The 15,676-nt window shown below is 43.0% G+C and carries 12 protein-coding genes; 4 read left to right on the top strand and 8 right to left on the bottom strand.

What is annotated here, in order from left to right:
• Positions 1–32: 32 nt before the first annotated feature.
• The 4 genes from modC to MCT08_RS16095 are packed head-to-tail and all read right to left on the bottom strand — an operon-like array spanning position 33 to position 4,086.
• Positions 33–1,142: a molybdenum ABC transporter ATP-binding protein ModC gene (modC, locus tag MCT08_RS16110; RefSeq protein ID WP_425609366.1), complete on the bottom strand. Its 1,110-nt coding sequence runs from the start codon at positions 1,140–1,142 to the stop codon at positions 33–35.
• Positions 1,139–1,837, bottom strand: coding sequence for a molybdate ABC transporter permease subunit (gene modB / locus MCT08_RS16105; protein WP_274678867.1), 699 nt, complete (start codon positions 1,835–1,837; stop codon positions 1,139–1,141). The genes modC and modB overlap by 4 nt, the downstream gene beginning before the upstream one ends.
• The gene (gene modA / locus MCT08_RS16100) at positions 1,818–2,591 is read right to left on the bottom strand and encodes a molybdate ABC transporter substrate-binding protein (protein WP_274678866.1); all 774 of its coding nucleotides are present in this window, start codon (positions 2,589–2,591) and stop codon (positions 1,818–1,820) included. The genes modB and modA overlap by 20 nt, the downstream gene beginning before the upstream one ends.
• A gap of 28 nt (positions 2,592–2,619) precedes the next feature.
• Positions 2,620–4,086: a cobyric acid synthase gene (locus MCT08_RS16095; RefSeq protein ID WP_261916355.1), complete on the bottom strand. Its 1,467-nt coding sequence runs from the start codon at positions 4,084–4,086 to the stop codon at positions 2,620–2,622.
• 157 nt (positions 4,087–4,243) lie between these two features.
• Here MCT08_RS16095 and MCT08_RS16090 point away from each other — a divergent pair, with 157 nt between their 5' ends.
• From MCT08_RS16090 to glgC, 4 genes are all read left to right on the top strand, one after another.
• Positions 4,244–4,621: a YgiW/YdeI family stress tolerance OB fold protein gene (locus MCT08_RS16090; RefSeq protein WP_274678865.1), complete on the top strand. Its 378-nt coding sequence runs from the start codon at positions 4,244–4,246 to the stop codon at positions 4,619–4,621.
• Between the two features lie 135 nt (positions 4,622–4,756).
• The gene (locus MCT08_RS16085; protein WP_168787074.1) at positions 4,757–5,281 is read left to right on the top strand and encodes a hypothetical protein; all 525 of its coding nucleotides are present in this window, start codon (positions 4,757–4,759) and stop codon (positions 5,279–5,281) included.
• Positions 5,282–5,457: 176 nt separating this feature from the next.
• On the top strand, positions 5,458–7,362 hold the full coding sequence (locus MCT08_RS16080; protein WP_274678863.1) for a sensor domain-containing diguanylate cyclase: 1,905 nt from the start codon (positions 5,458–5,460) through the stop codon (positions 7,360–7,362).
• Between the two features lie 144 nt (positions 7,363–7,506).
• The gene (glgC, locus tag MCT08_RS16075) at positions 7,507–8,751 is read left to right on the top strand and encodes a glucose-1-phosphate adenylyltransferase (RefSeq protein ID WP_274678862.1); all 1,245 of its coding nucleotides are present in this window, start codon (positions 7,507–7,509) and stop codon (positions 8,749–8,751) included.
• 72 nt (positions 8,752–8,823) lie between these two features.
• Here the strand turns inward: glgC and MCT08_RS16070 are convergent, their stop codons facing one another.
• The 4 genes from MCT08_RS16070 to MCT08_RS16055 all read right to left on the bottom strand — a co-directional run bounded on the left by MCT08_RS16070 (position 8,824) and on the right by MCT08_RS16055 (position 15,392).
• Positions 8,824–11,979, bottom strand: a complete 3,156-nt coding sequence (locus tag MCT08_RS16070; RefSeq protein ID WP_274678861.1) for a chitinase C-terminal domain-containing protein — start codon at positions 11,977–11,979, stop codon at positions 8,824–8,826.
• Positions 11,980–12,267: 288 nt separating this feature from the next.
• The gene (locus tag MCT08_RS16065; protein ID WP_171981313.1) at positions 12,268–13,269 is read right to left on the bottom strand and encodes a S1 family peptidase; all 1,002 of its coding nucleotides are present in this window, start codon (positions 13,267–13,269) and stop codon (positions 12,268–12,270) included.
• Positions 13,270–13,345: 76 nt separating this feature from the next.
• Positions 13,346–14,479: a glycine cleavage system aminomethyltransferase GcvT gene (gcvT, locus tag MCT08_RS16060; protein WP_274678860.1), complete on the bottom strand. Its 1,134-nt coding sequence runs from the start codon at positions 14,477–14,479 to the stop codon at positions 13,346–13,348.
• A gap of 289 nt (positions 14,480–14,768) precedes the next feature.
• On the bottom strand, positions 14,769–15,392 hold the full coding sequence (locus tag MCT08_RS16055) for a helix-turn-helix domain-containing protein (RefSeq protein WP_168780690.1): 624 nt from the start codon (positions 15,390–15,392) through the stop codon (positions 14,769–14,771).
• Positions 15,393–15,676: the final 284 nt, after the last annotated feature.

Genomic DNA, 15,676 nt, shown 5'->3' with positions numbered 1-15,676 from the left:
CTGTAGGTAAGGACATCTATGTGAGATTACACTTAGTGAGTAAAGACAATATCGCGTTGAGATACACTCACCCCCTTAATTTGCACAAAAACATCAGTTCCAATTTCCAGTTGCAGTTCATCGAGTGCCCACTCCGTTATTGTGGCCCATAAATAGCATTGTTCGGCCAACTCTAGTTGTATTGCGATACTTTTTTTACTAGCACCTTGTTGCTGCTTTTCAATTTGACTCACCTTCGCAGATAGAATATTACGAATAGAAGAACGACTGGGCTTATCAAGCGTTACTGAAACATCATTGGCACGTATTTGCAGCCGAACTGAGGAACCAATTTCGCCTTCAACATGCTGAACCCACAGATTAACCGTGTCAGCCAATTCAACTTGTGTGAGTGCATAGTGCTGATTTTGCTGGCAAATATACGCGGAAAACAAACTACTTTGTTCAGAGAATGATTGCCATGGCCGCATGTGACTTGATGACCACACTTGTTCAATATCCCCACTTGTCACCACCTTACCTTGTTCAATAACTACCAGGTGATCCGCCAAACGTAAAATTTCATTCATACTATGGGTGACATAAAGAATGGGCAGTTTTACTTTTTGCGCCAACTCTTCCAAGAACGGCATCACCTCTCTTTTACGCGGAAGATCAAGCGAGGCCAGTGGCTCATCCATCAGCAACACATCCGGCTTAGATAGCAATGCACGGCCTATTGCCACGCGTTGTTTTTCTCCCCCGGAGAGATCATGCGGGTAACGCTCAAGCAAATTGTCTAATGCCAACAGTTTGGTGATAACGGCGAAATAGCCAGCATCATTCACTTTGACGCCATAGTTTAAGTTACCTTTGACGCTATAGTGTGGAAACAAACGCGCCTCTTGGAACACATAACCAATTTTACGCTGTTCAACGGGAAGGTTAATGCTCTTATTACTGCTATAAACTAAGTGTCCATTGATCTCAATTTCACCATCATCTGGTTCAACCAAGCCACTGATGGCATTGATTAACGATGTTTTACCGGCTCCTGAACGGCCAAAAATAGCGCAAATTCCTGACCCGGGAAGGATGAGGTCAACATTTAACTGAATTTCACCTAAGCACTTGTTAAATCGAATCTTTAGTTGACTCACTATGGTGCTCCCAAACGCAGTTTCATTTTGCGACTAATCCACTCTGAAACAGACAAAGATGCTAAAGCGATCGCTATCGATATCATGCACAATCTCGCCGCTTCCATTTCTGCTCCTGGAGTTTCTAGAAAGTTATACATAGCCAATGGTAGGGTTTGTGTCTCACCAGGAATATTAGAAACGAAGCTAATAGTGGCACCAAATTCCCCTAAACTACGGGCAAAAGAGAGCATGGTACCCGTTATTATTCCCGGTAACGTCAATGGTAAAGTAATGGTGACAAAAACTTTAAACGGTGAGGCGCCAAGCGTTCGTGCCGCTTGCTCTAATTTAGGGTCAACACTTTCTAAACTGAGTCGAATTGCTCTAACCATTAACGGCAATGCGACCACAACACAAGCCAATACAGCTCCTCGCCAACTAAAACTAAAGCTAATACCAAACCATTTATCGAGCCATTGCCCGATAACTCCTTGCTTCCCCATGCTCATCAGCAATAAATAGCCAATGACGACAGGCGGTAAAACTAGTGGTAAATGAACTAAGCTGTCTAGCGCACTTCTACCCCAGAATTGCTTTCTCGCGAGTATCCACGCCAACAATAAACCCAGAGGCAATAACCAAACCACGCTGTAAAGCGCCACTTTTAAGCTTAATTGTAAGGCGAGCCATTCATATTCAGAGAGCAAACTTTTCATTTCCTATCGCTACGCGAAAGCCATGCTTTTGCAGTATTTGTTTTACTTCATCGCTTTGCAGATACCGTACAAGCATATCGACGCCCTCTTTGTTGGTGATTCTGACTAGAGGATAATGAATAGCGCTGTGCAATTGTGGGGCAAATTCATGAATCACTTTTACTTTGTTACTCATTAGTGCATCGGTTTTATAAACGATTCCTAAATCAGCTTCTTGCCGTTCCACTAGAGCAAGAACGAGTCGCACATTATTGGTTTGGGCTAACTTTGACGACAATGCCGACCAGACATTCAACTCGGTTAACGCTTCTTTAGCATACATGCCTGCAGGAACCGACATTACGTTACCCACAGCCAAGCGAGAGCCGTCAAGCGCGCCCAACCAAGCATTGACATCATGAGCAGCCAATGTACTCAGTGGCGATGAATTGGACGCGATCAACACCAACTGGTTCCCCGCCAGTAAAGACACATCACGGTGATCAATCACGTTCTTTTTAATCAAATGTGTCACCCATTTATCGTTAGCTGAGATAAAAATATCAGCGGGAGCACCTTGTTCAATTTGACGCGCCAATGCCGCAGAACCAGCATAAACAGGAACTAATTCTACATCCGATTGCATTTGATAAGAGTCAATCAGTTCATTCACAGCATTAGTCATCGACGAAGCAGCGTAAATCGTGATTTTTTCTTGCGCTAGTACATTGGCGCAGCAAAAAAGTGCCGCCGCTAACGCGATTATTTTTCTCATTTTAGTGTGCCTATTTATCTGATTACATTCACAAATCTGGCCACAATAGTGCTAAATCTAAATGCTCTTCAATTGCATCTGCAATACGGTCAATCGCCTGCTCTTTTTGTGCAACATGATCATAATACTGGATACTTCGTGCCCCCGCCCAGCGACAAATCAGATCTGTGGCGTCAAAACTATCGAAAATACCATGTAAATAAGTGCCCATCACTTGCTGGCAGTCACTGTGCAAACCATCGGTTTTTCCTGAACTCAAGTTTATGATGGCTGACGAAGGCGCAGCAATAGGAGTGGAGCGTCCAACGTGGATTTCATAACCCGACACCTGTGCTTTTCCTTGCGGCAAAATTAGTTCACCTTGCACATTGGTGAGCTGCTTTTCAGCGGTCAATTCCGTGGTCATATCTAATAACCCGAGCGCTTTACTTTCTCCTGGTAGACCTTCAACACCGAATGGGTCACTAATCGTATGGCCAAGCATTTGATAGCCGCCACAAATACCTAGTACTTTGCCGCCAAACCTTAAATGACGCTTTATATCAACATCCCAACCTTGTGTACGAAGGTAATCAAGATCCGCGCGCACCGACTTACTTCCCGGCAGGATGATCAAATCCGCCTTGTCTAGTCGCTCCCCTTTTCCGACATAGCGTAAATCAATATCTGAGTTTAAACGCAGCGCATCAAAATCGGTATGGTTACTGATGCGAGTGAAGACAGGCACCACCACACGCAGTTTTACATCCTCATTTAAGACTTGGCTATTGGTGATTGCATCTTCAGCTTCTAAGTCAAACCCGTGCAAATATGGCAACACGCCAATGACCGGTTTACCTGTTTTTTCTTCGAGCCAATCCAGGCCTGATTGGAGTAAGGCAAGGTCGCCACGAAAGCGGTTAATCACAAAACCTTGTACGCGGTTTTGTTCCGATTCAGATAAAAGAGCCAATGTGCCGTATAGATGGGCAAAGACGCCACCTCTATCAATATCAGCAACAATAATCACCGGCACATCAGCAGCTTCTGCAAACCCCATATTCGCAATGTCATTTTCGCGTAGATTAATTTCTGCCGGGCTACCTGCACCTTCAATCATGACACTTTGGTACTCATGACGTAGCCGTGCAAAAGAATCTAAAACGGTGTCCATAGCCACTTTTTTATAATCGTGGTAGCTGGTCGCCTCCATATTAGATAGAGCTCGACCTTGCAAAATGACTTGTGCACCAGTATCCGAGTTAGGCTTAAGCAGCACAGGATTCATATGTACCGAAGGCTCAATTCCGCATGCTTGGGCTTGAACCGCTTGAGCTCGACCGATTTCACCACCGTCAGGCGTTACGGCGCTGTTTAATGCCATGTTTTGTGGCTTGAATGGGGCAACCTTTACCCCTTTACGTAACAATACACGGCACAAACCTGCCACCAACACACTTTTACCAGCATCTGACGTTGTGCCTTGAACCATTAAAGACTTTAATGTCGATTCCATACGAGCTCTAATCAATAAATTTGGTATCAATCATACCTTCACAGTCACACTGCACTCAATAATATGAATGGAATATTAATACCGCCCTCAGTTCTCATTCAAAATCAACATGTTCTAATCACATCATCAAAACAGTAAACCGATAAAGGAATTGATAATGAAACGTACAACTCTAGCTTTAGCCGCTTCGATGATGATTGCTCCCATTTTTGCTTTCGCAGGTGGTCACCATAAAAACCAAAATAACACCGCCATTAACTACAGTGGGCCCATTGAATTAACTTCAGTAGAATCATTACTTCAAGACACCAGCATGTTTACCGAAAAACACGTTGTGGTTGAAGGGCAGTTAATTCGTCAAATTCGGCACGACAAGTTTATCTTCAGTGATGGCAAAGGAGAGATTCAAGTCGAATTGGATGATGATATTCACTTGGCAGCTCCCATCAATGCGAAAACAAAAGTGCGTCTGTTTGGTGAGTATGAAGGCGGTCGTACCCCTGAAATCGAAGTTGATAAAGTGCAAATACTCTAGAACCTCTTAGATTCACCGCTTCTCGTGTTTGATAAATAACAATAAGGTGCTAATTTTTAACAAAATGGCCTGTAATTTGCAGGCCATTGCTGTATCTTAATTCCTTTGTTTTACATCATTCAGGACGAAGCGTACATGTATACAAAAGCGTACTTACTGAGCCTAGTCGGGTTAGCATCTGTTCTTTCTTTTTCAGCGCAAGCAAATAATTTTAGTTACAACTTTTTTGAAGTAAGAACCGCAGTAAACCCTGAATCTTCTGGCGTCGAATTCAGTACCTTATTGACTGAAAATACACACATTATCGCTCGTTATGATTCTCGGTTTGACGGCGATTGGGATGCCGCAGGTGGTATCGGTTTTAATGGCCCAATCAATCAATTTGCCGATGTCTTCGGACAGTTGCTTGTTCACCATATAAAACAAACCGATGAAGAAGGTGGAGATAGCGGAACCCAAATGGAATTTAATATTGGCAGTCGTATCTGGTTATCAAACCAACTCGAAGCTAGTTTTAAACTTGGGAAGAATGATGAACGTTCCGTATTTGGTGCGGGTGTACGTTTCCATTCTACCGAACAATTATCACTCAGTGCAGAAACCAAAAACAATGGCGTTTATGGCCCTCAAATCACCATGAGTGTCCGTTTCCAATTTTAAATCCAAACTGGTGCACTTTATATTTGGTGCGCTAGTTTTTTATTGCTTCAAGCTCACTCATTTTACTGTCAATTACTGGCCGCCAAATTTGACCTACTCCACGAACTGAGAAATATGGAAGCGACATCTCAAATAGCAACGCTATACTATGCACTCAATAACTTATGCGTGCCATTATGTTTCGTTCATTATATAAATATTTAGCCCAATGGTTACTTGTCTGTGCGGTATTAGGGATTGTGCCTCTGCTTTACTTTGTGCATGAATTCGACAAAACCCAACAACAGACTTTGCAGCTGATCGAACAAAAAAACCATTCCCAATTGGAATACCATAAGCACGAATTACTTGCTGCGATCAGCGACGTTTATAAATCGACTGAAGTCCTTTCTACCAATGGCATGCTATACAATGCATTGCGTGATCCAACAGAACTCAATATTGAAGCCTTGCAAGATCTCTGGGTGCTCACCACTAGAGTACAAAATCTATACTCATGCTTAAGGCTTTTTGATGCATCAGGTAACGAGCTGGTTCGAGTCAATCAGCAAAACAATGTTACCGAAGTTGTACCCCATGACCGCCTACAAAACAAATCACATCGTGACTATTTCCAATATGCGCAAAGTCTGCCGCCAAATCAAATCAGTGTATTTGGCATTAGCCAAAAGATGGAGAATAGTCAATTAGTCTCTCCCAAGCAGCTTGTCTTTAGAATTATTGCGCCCATTGATTTTGATGGCAAAAGGCAAGGCTATTTCACTGCCAATTTAAGTATTGAACATCTTTATAAAAGACTGGCTTATAATTTCGATACATTAGTGCGTCCTGACATTATTGCGCGAGATGGTACTTATATACACACAGAAGATCCAACGCTGCTATTAAGTGATGATTCTGTCGATTTTCATTCCACCAATATAAGTGAACTAGCACCGAAATTATGGCGGACAATGCAACTTTACCATTCCGGCAACATCACCGATAACGGTACTGGATACAGCTTTATTTCAGTTCCACTGCAAAGTGTATTTCCCGGCATGGATTCTCTCTATTTACTCCGTACATTAGACGTACAAACCATAAACCAGTTAGTTAATGAACAACACATGACAATACGGTTCCAATCGATCGTTGTGGCACTATTGGTGATGTTTATCTCTGGCTTGTGTGTTCGTTGGAATGCGCACCACGATAAAAACAGTATTGAAAGTAAATTAGCTAGAGCAGCGATGAATGGTATGTCAGCTGTGGTCATTACTGATCGCAATAACCGAATCATTAAAGTTAACCACGAATTTACACGAATTAGTGGCTATACATTAGCAGAGGTAAGAGGAAAACAACCTTCCGTTTTTTCTTCTGGTAGACACAACCAAGAGTTCTACATGAATATGTGGAAAGTTCTTCAAGATGAAGGAATATGGGAAGGCGAAGTCGTTAACAAACGTAAAGATGGTTCTTTGCAAACGGAAATCCTTCGGATTCAAACTATTCGAGATACGCTTGGCATTATTCAATTTTACGTTGCCTCGTTTGTCGATATCAGCCATCGCAAAGAGTTAGAAGATAGACTGCGCGAGCTTAGTGAAAAAGATTCATTAACCAACATTTGGAATCGCCGAAAATTCGACCAAAAAATTCGTTCGGAATGCATGCGCGTCAAACGTTATCCCAATTGTGAGCAGTCATGCCTCGCTATTATCGATATCGATCACTTCAAAAGAATCAATGACAAGCTCGGGCATGCTGAAGGCGATAAAATCATACGTTCCGTTGCTTGGCAACTGAAAGAATATTTAAGAGAAACCGATTTTCTTGCTCGAATCGGCGGAGAAGAATTTGCCATTATTATGCCGCATACGCTTCTCACAGAAGCTGAATTGGTCATGCATCGTTTGCGCGTTGCCGTTCACTTAAACCATAAAAGAGATGTGTCAATCAGCGTCGGGGTGACAGACATTACCGAGAAACCCGAAGATGTGTATAAACGAGCAGACATTGCTTTATATGAGTCGAAAACGTCAGGGCGTAACCTCGTATCCGTTTTAGCAAGCATTGAAATGGATCAATTCGCTTAGCATACTCAGCGCACCTCAAAATAGTGCGCCTAAAAAAAACATTGCTCTAATTTTGTGCAATAATACGTTATTAGATTTTTAACCTATTGTTTAGACTCGCTTTCCATTGTGGCTCGAAAATTGTACTACTCTCTATGATGGAATATGAATTGCACATATTTAGGGAGAAATAAGATGCAAGACACATTAACAGTCGTGTTAGCAGGTGGTATGGGCTCACGACTATCCCCCCTCACCGATGATCGAGCAAAACCTGCAGTACCCTTTGGTGGAAAATATAGAATTATTGATTTCACACTCACTAATTGCCTCCATTCCGGATTACGCCAAATATTAGTTCTCACCCAATACAAATCTCACTCATTACAAAAGCATTTGCGTGATGGTTGGTCAATCTTCAACCCAGAACTTGGCGAATTCATTACGGTGGTTCCCCCACAAATGCGTAAAGGAGGGAAATGGTACGAAGGAACAGCTGACGCGATATACCACAATATGTGGTTGCTCTCACGTAGTGATGCTAAGCACGTTGTGGTTCTTTCTGGTGACCATATTTACCGCATGGATTACGCAGCGATGTTAGAGGAGCATAAGAAATCTGGAGCAGCATTGACCATTGCTTGTATGGATGTACCAAGACATGAAGCTTCGGCTTTCGGTGTCATGAGTGTCAATGAAGAACTCAAGATCACTTCATTTTTCGAAAAACCGAGCGATCCTCCGCCAATGCCCAATAACCCAAATCGCAGTTTGGTTTCAATGGGGATATACATCTTCGACATGGAAACATTAAAAAGCGCCTTACACTATGACTCTGAACTAGAACACTCTAGCCATGATTTTGGTAAAGACATAATCCCGAAATTAATTGAAACTGGCTCTGTTTATGCCTATGAATTTTGTGGGGATCATGGCCGAGTGGCGAAAGACTGCTATTGGCGTGACGTAGGCACAATTGATTCCTTTTACGATGCCAATATGGATTTACTTGAACCCGTTCCACCGATGAACTTGTATCAAAAGAACTGGGCAATTCGCACCTACGAAGCACAATACCCCCCCGCTCGTACTGTATCTTCTGCCACCGGTAACGAGGGTATTTTTATCAACTCCATTATTGCCAACGGTGTAGTCAACTCTGGCGGTTCAGTCCAGCACTCTATTGTATCTTCTAATGTAATAATTGATGATGGTGCGACTGTTGTTGACAGCATTTTATTCGATGATGTACAAGTAGGAGCTGGATGTGAGCTGACCAACTGCATTATTGATAAGCATGTAAAAGTGCCACCGAATACAAAAATAGGACTGAACCGCGCAGAAGATGCACAGCGTTTTCATATCTCGGAGAAAGGTATCGTAGTAGTACCGGAAAGTTATCAGTTCTGACAAAACCAACTAAAAAGCAAAGCCTTAGCAAATACTAAGGCTTTATTATTACTTTACTCTATATCATAAAATTTAAGGGCAGGTTGTTTCATCCCAGAACCAGTTTGATTGCGTTGGTGACTCCCATACTCCTGGGTTGTTTTTCGCAATAAAACATTTGCCGTCATAAATGACCACATCTCCCGACTTCACTTGCGTTGAACCTGGAATCCATTCGATGACATTGCTAGGATCAGTACTGCCACCACCAGTCTCTCCTCCCGTTTCGCCACCAGTTCCACCTGAAGAAAGATCAGCGACAGGTAAATCCGGTTGTTCAAATTTAAAGGCGTAATCAACACCGCTAATATTCACGCTGTAATTTGCAGGGCCAGAGATTGGCAAGTAATACACCATATCAAGCTCGTATACGCCACCGGCAGGCAACGATTTCCAATTTGGTAAACTAAACGCTACACGGTGCATAGTTCCATCTAAACCACCAATGTTATTGGCACGAGTATGCCCTGACGCTATTACTTTCAAACCACCACCAGATTGGTCTTTAGCATTATCAGGAGCAGAAACCGGGATATCAAATTGGAATTCAGTGCCACCAGGTATCTCTTGTCCGGTATTATTGGTGAAGGTGATTTTAGGATTAATGGGATAATTTTGATCGCCAACTTTAAACCCACCAATCGCAACCGTGATATCAACGCTTTCGTTGGCAATAGCCGTGGTCGCCAATTGATTTCCATATGGTGTTGCTGACTTAAACTTCTCATAAATGGCTTTGGTCATGGTATTACCCATATGATATTCACCATTGCCCGAGGTACACGCTTGCTCCGTTGTATCGATACTGGTTCTATTACCGTTAGCATCAAGCATGTAACAGCTATAATCTCCCGCCAACTCCCAGAACATAATACCGCCAATCTCTTTGTCAATAACGTAATCGGCCTTAACGTTAATCGATTCTTTATCCTCCGTTGACAAGAACACACCTTTTTCTGCATTCCACAACCAAGGAGCAATGGCAACACTGTCATAGTGACGCGCATAAGAACCAACAAATTTATCATCAGGGTCGTTAACTGGGTCAAGCTTGTAAGCTTCAGCATAAGAACCCCAAATTCCTTTTTCTAGGTTTTTTGCATGCCACATCGGGTTCGAACCTGCGCCCATTTCATTACCTTTCGGGTCTGTGTCATGCCACATATTGTCAATACCAACCGCTCCGTGTCCGCAGTTGTTTTTCTCACCTTCACCGGTACCTGGTGCACACTCTGCTTGATTTGGTAATGCCGCACGTCCCCAAAGACCATTATCCCCGCCCGTCACGCCTTGCCAACCTCGGGTATAATAAGGAACACCAATATTAATACGACCAGCTGGCATTGAACCGCGGAAATAGTGATAAGCCCAATCAGTATTCAGATAACCAATACCACCATACTGAGCCGTACCGTAAACGTTCCACTGCGTCAGTTCAGAGTCTTTACCTGTGTCATACAGTGCAGCGTTATGGCCTACGTGATCATTCCACGCACCATGTAAGTCGTAAGACATGATGTTCACGTAATCTAAATATTTAGTTACATCAAAGGTTTCCATACCACGTAATAGGTAACCAGAAGAAGGCGCTGCAATGGTTAACATATAATGGTGATCATCTAACGCTGAAGCTTCATCTAATTTTTGACGTAATACTTTCATCAACTCTTGGTAGGACGCCCACAAATAGGCTCGGCGAGGTTCCATTATCGCTTTATCGTCAGGATTACCTGCGCCAGCCATTGAAGTTGGGTATTCGTAATCGATGTCTACGCCATCAAATTGATATTTGCGGATCATCTCAACAGCCGAAGTGGCAAACTTTTCAATACCTGCATGGTTGATAGAACCGTCTGCATTAGTTGTCATAGCATAGAAACCACCATCCGCAATACGACTACCATCCGTATCGAAATGACCACCAGTTTCAGCCCAGCCGCCAATTGAAATCAGTGTTTTCACATCGTGTTTCTTTTTGGCGGTCGCTAACGCCCCAAAGTGTCCTTTGAAACCTAAACTTGGGTCAATTTCAACGCCAGGCCATTCTTTACCCACCGCGGCATTATTGGGGTCATTCACATCACCAACATTCACTTTGCCATCCGAGCCAATGCTAACAAACGCATAATTAATGTGGGTCAGTTGCTCCCATGGGATATCTTTCACCAAGTAAGAGGTTTGCTCATTATCACCAGCGCGCCAACTGGTGAAATAGCCAATCACACGACGAGGGTGATCAGCGCCCATTTTTTCTCTACCCTCTTCGTCGTAGACAGAGCAATAAGGAACATTGACCCCTTCAGTTTGATATAACCCATCAGGGCGACAATTGCTGGCTGTTGGTGCACCTTTGACCGTGAGTGTGGTTGAATTTGAATCCGTGGTTGCGCCTAAATTATCTGTAGCGCGGGCAAATACTGCCAAGCTTCCCGCTTTAGTTGTAACGTAATCTAACGAATAAGGCGCTGTTGCTGCGCTACCGACTAGAGTCCCTGCAACAAAGAAATCAACTTTATCAACGCTACCATCAATGTCAGCAGCCGTTGCAGTTAAAGTAACAGCGCCCCCAACATCAACTGACGTTGCTGAAATGATCATATCAACGCTTGGCGGTTGATTACCCGGTAGTTGTGATTCTTCCACCGTTAGTGTCACCGCACTTTTCGCGCTCGCCTCCCCTTTATCATCTACGGCGATCACGCTGACCTCATGAGATCCAGCGATGGCTGTCCAAGACGTGCGGTAAGGTGCCGAAGTTACGATAGCAACTATCGCCCCATCAACAGAAAATTCAACGTGCGCAATGCTACCATCACTGTCAGTTGCATCAGCGCTAAGTAAAACGACATCACCGTTAGTCACTATATCGCTAGCTAGTGGAGAGGTTAAGTTGGTCGTTGGTAATTTATTGACATCACCACCGGAAGTTGCACAACTACCTAGCACTTTCCATTGCGCATAGTCCCCCGAAAAATTGGCTGGATCATTACCTTGTGTCCAGTAATTTGCTTGGTAGGCCACACCTTGGTGTTGAACTTGCTTGCCACCGGTGTATATCGTACTGGCATCCCACGCCGCAATGAGGTCGCAATCAATCGCTGCGTAGCTATTGAAGGCCATTAAACAAGAGGCGGTCAAAGTGCTAAGAGTAAACACTCTCGATGTCACTTTTCTCTTTGGTAGGTTCATCGCTATTCTTTCCTTAATTTATTGTTTCATTGGAAAAATCCATAAAAAAATTAAATATGGACTTAAATTCTCATGTAAAACAACTCTAGAATAGCTTGCTAATTAAGCACTCGAATTTGTTCAAATATCCAAAATCACTCGCAATAAGTCGCCACTACACCGCAAATAAAACATAGTTATTTTGCATCAACAACTAATAATTGATGAATTAAACATATAAATAAAGCGGCCTAGGCCGCTCAAAAAAAATAGAGACTATTATTCTATCTTCTCTGGTTCAAACAATATCTAAAACCAACGTCGACGCAATAATGTGCTGAACACCAACAGCAATGACCACCAACCTAAAGATCCACCACCAGAATCTGAACTTGGTGGATTTAAATAAGCTTGTCGTTTGGCTTCAGTAGCAACGAACTTCGGTGATTCACTACCATTCATCACACTATCAATCCAATCAGCATAATCATGAATTTCAGTAAACACCGATGTCGCGCCAATCGAAGATGATGGGTCACCACATCGAGTCGCAGGACCAAAACTGGTTAGTCCAACTTGGATGTATTCGCTGCCATGTGACCAAAATAAAGGACCACCTGAATCACCTTGGCAAGTGGCGTTTTCAAGACCAGTCAAACCACTGATCACACCTTGCATGCATAAATTGGTGGCAGTGGTCGATTCATAATTACACAAATTATTCGGTACAAAGGTTAAGCTGGTTTGTAGCAGTAATGTATTATTATCAACATTAGAAGAAGTATCGCCGTGCCCTACCGCGACAAATTGTTCACTAGATGAGCGGTAAGTTGCATCAGCGCCAGCATCAGGGCGTTTTAAATAGTTAACAGATGAAACGGTTGTCAGTGGTGTTTCCAGTTTTAGAATCGCAATATCATCTAATAGCGTCGTATTGTTATACGTTGACGGATAATAAATCGCAGCGACTTTGCCTTTTTCCAATATATTATTGGGGAAATCACGTTCATCTTGCAGTTGTGGCACGACGGATGTAAAAAGCTGGGCTTTCTCATTGCCGTAAATACAATGTGCAGCCGTTAATACATATTGATTGCTCAGTAATGAAGCGCCACAGTAACTAGCGATTCCATAAACCTGAGTATAATCAATTTGATCAAAAAACAGACTTGCCATGGATGGAAAGGTTGTCACATCTGCATACGAGCCATTAACGATATAAGGCTTTACATCAACAGCGCAAACATTGCTCGAAACGGCGAGTGAAGAAAAAAGTACTACCCACTTATTCATAATGTCATTCCTTATCATTAAGAATTTAGATAGTACTTAAGATTCCATAAATAGCACAGATTTTTATTACGCGACTATTTAAATTCTGTATGCGTTAACCTCGGTAATAACGCTGTGGAACAAACGGCATTTTTTCTACGGCCATTGGCAGCATTTTACCACGTACTTGAGCAAATACCTGCGTACCAATTGCTGCTAAATCAGCGCGCAAATAAGCCATTGAAACAGGTTTACCCGCCGTTGGGCCAGCAGTACCGCTGGTCACAATACCGATTTTATTGTTATCAGCGTCAAATAGCTCTGCACCTTCACGTACAGGGGCTTTGGTTAGACCGATTAACCCAACGCGTTTACGCGAAACATCTTTAGTTTCAATCTGCTTTAATATGATATCAGCCCCAGGGAAGCCACCAGCGCGTTCACCATCGGCGCGGCGAACTTTACTGATACCCCACAATAAGCTTGCCTCAACAGGTGTGGTGGTTGTGTCGAGATCATGCCCGTAAAGGCAGAGACCACATTCAAGGCGTAGTGAATCACGTGCACCAAGGCCGATCCACTCAACTTCGTCATAAGCCGTTAATTGACGAGCAAGACGCTGCGCTTGCTCAGCTGGAACAGAGATCTCGTAGCCATCTTCACCGGTATAACCACTACGGCTAACAATGCATTCAACACCGTCTAAATCCAAAATTTTCACATCCATAAATAGCATAGAGGCAACTTGCGGCTGAATACGTGCTAACACTTCAGCCGCTTTCGGACCTTGAAGCGCTAAAAGAGCACGATCTTCAATAATTTCCAGTTCTACACCTTGAGGTAAATTAGCTTGTAAATGAGCAATGTCTTGCTCTTTACAGGCGGCATTCACCACAACAAACAGATGGTCGCCTAAATTAGCCACCATCAAGTCATCCATGATCCCGCCTTGTTCATTAGTAAAAAAAGCATAACGCTGCTTGCCCGCTGGCAGGTCAATAATATCAACCGGTACCAATGCTTCTAAGGCTTTTGCTGAATCAGCACCACGTAAACGCAACTGGCCCATATGAGAGACATCAAACAAACCAGCCGCTTCACGCGTATGCAAATGCTCTTTTTTAACACCAAGCGGATATTGCACAGGCATATCATAGCCAGCAAATGGCACCATTTTTGCGCCGACTTCATTGTGCAGAGCATGTAACGGTGTAGTAAGTAATGTTTGATTTGCATTATCTTGAGTCATTTTTGTCTCCATTTCAGCCGACCCTGCGGGGAGTTTTACGCCTCATCAAGGCAAACTGCTCCACATGAAAGAAACTCTGTTTCCAATAGTGAACAAGAATGCGCTCGATTGATGGGATTCACAAGTTCAAAACTGGGCCAATTGGCAAAATTAACAACTTAATCACAATTTATAAGAAAAAAGAAAGGCGCTTCATTGAGCAATAGTTGCTCCACGAAACGCCTTTTTTAGCAGATGAGCGCAAAAGCAACCGTTTGCCTTTATTATAGGAAACTTAATCTTTTCTTAGTTATTTAGCTGTTACCCACAAAATTAGCGCATCATCGTCACTGATAGAGACCAACATGTGCCCCATGTTGGCATCATAATAAACACTGTCACCTTCGGCTAAACGCACTGGTTCATAAAATTCACTGTAAAATAAAACGTCGCCAGAGAGAATGAGTAAAAACTCCTCACCGTCGTGTCGAACCCAGTCACTGTATTCTTCAAATGCTCTTGCTCGCACTCGACTTTTGAACGGCATCATCTTTTTATTCGAAAGCTGCGTTGCCAACAATTCATGTTCGTAAGTGGGCGTAGGATGAGGCTTACCTTCACCGCAACGAGAAATATCCCTCCGCCCTGTAGCAAGGATTTTCTTAGGTGGTTCAAAGAGTTGAGGCATGTCTATTTGCAAACCATGCGCAAGTTTTTGCATCGCTTGAAAGGTTGGTGATATCTGTTCGTTTTCGATCTTGCTTAATGTTGAACGGGCAAGCCCGGTGCGCTGGCTAGCCTCTTCTAAGGTAATACCCAGTTTGGCGCGAATGTCTTTGATTCGCTGACCAAGCTTTAATGGCTCTATGGTTTGCTCACCGTTTTCTTTGGCAAGTGTGAGTGATGGGTACTCATCATAAATGTCTTCAGACATGCTTTCCCTCGATTATCATTTCTTCCTGATCACGAAAATCATTGTGGCATGAAGCAGCCATCCGGTTAAAGGACTACATCAAAATAAAGCGTGCTCTCGCTAACAAAATAAGAAACCGAGTTTCCTATAGGAAATTTTTCATTGATTGTTCATAACTCAGAGAGTATGTTACTGACTTGTTAGATGAAGAGATGCTATTTACCGCTCGCTATCGTGAAGGACTTAACAATATTTGAGTGGTTTTTACCCCGAATAATTGGGGAACGTAATAAGAGTTTAGGGAT

This window comes from Vibrio aestuarianus (assembly GCF_028858425.1).
Classification (GTDB): Bacteria; Pseudomonadota; Gammaproteobacteria; order Enterobacterales; family Vibrionaceae; genus Vibrio; species Vibrio aestuarianus.
This window is presented reverse-complemented; position numbering and strand designations above follow the sequence as displayed.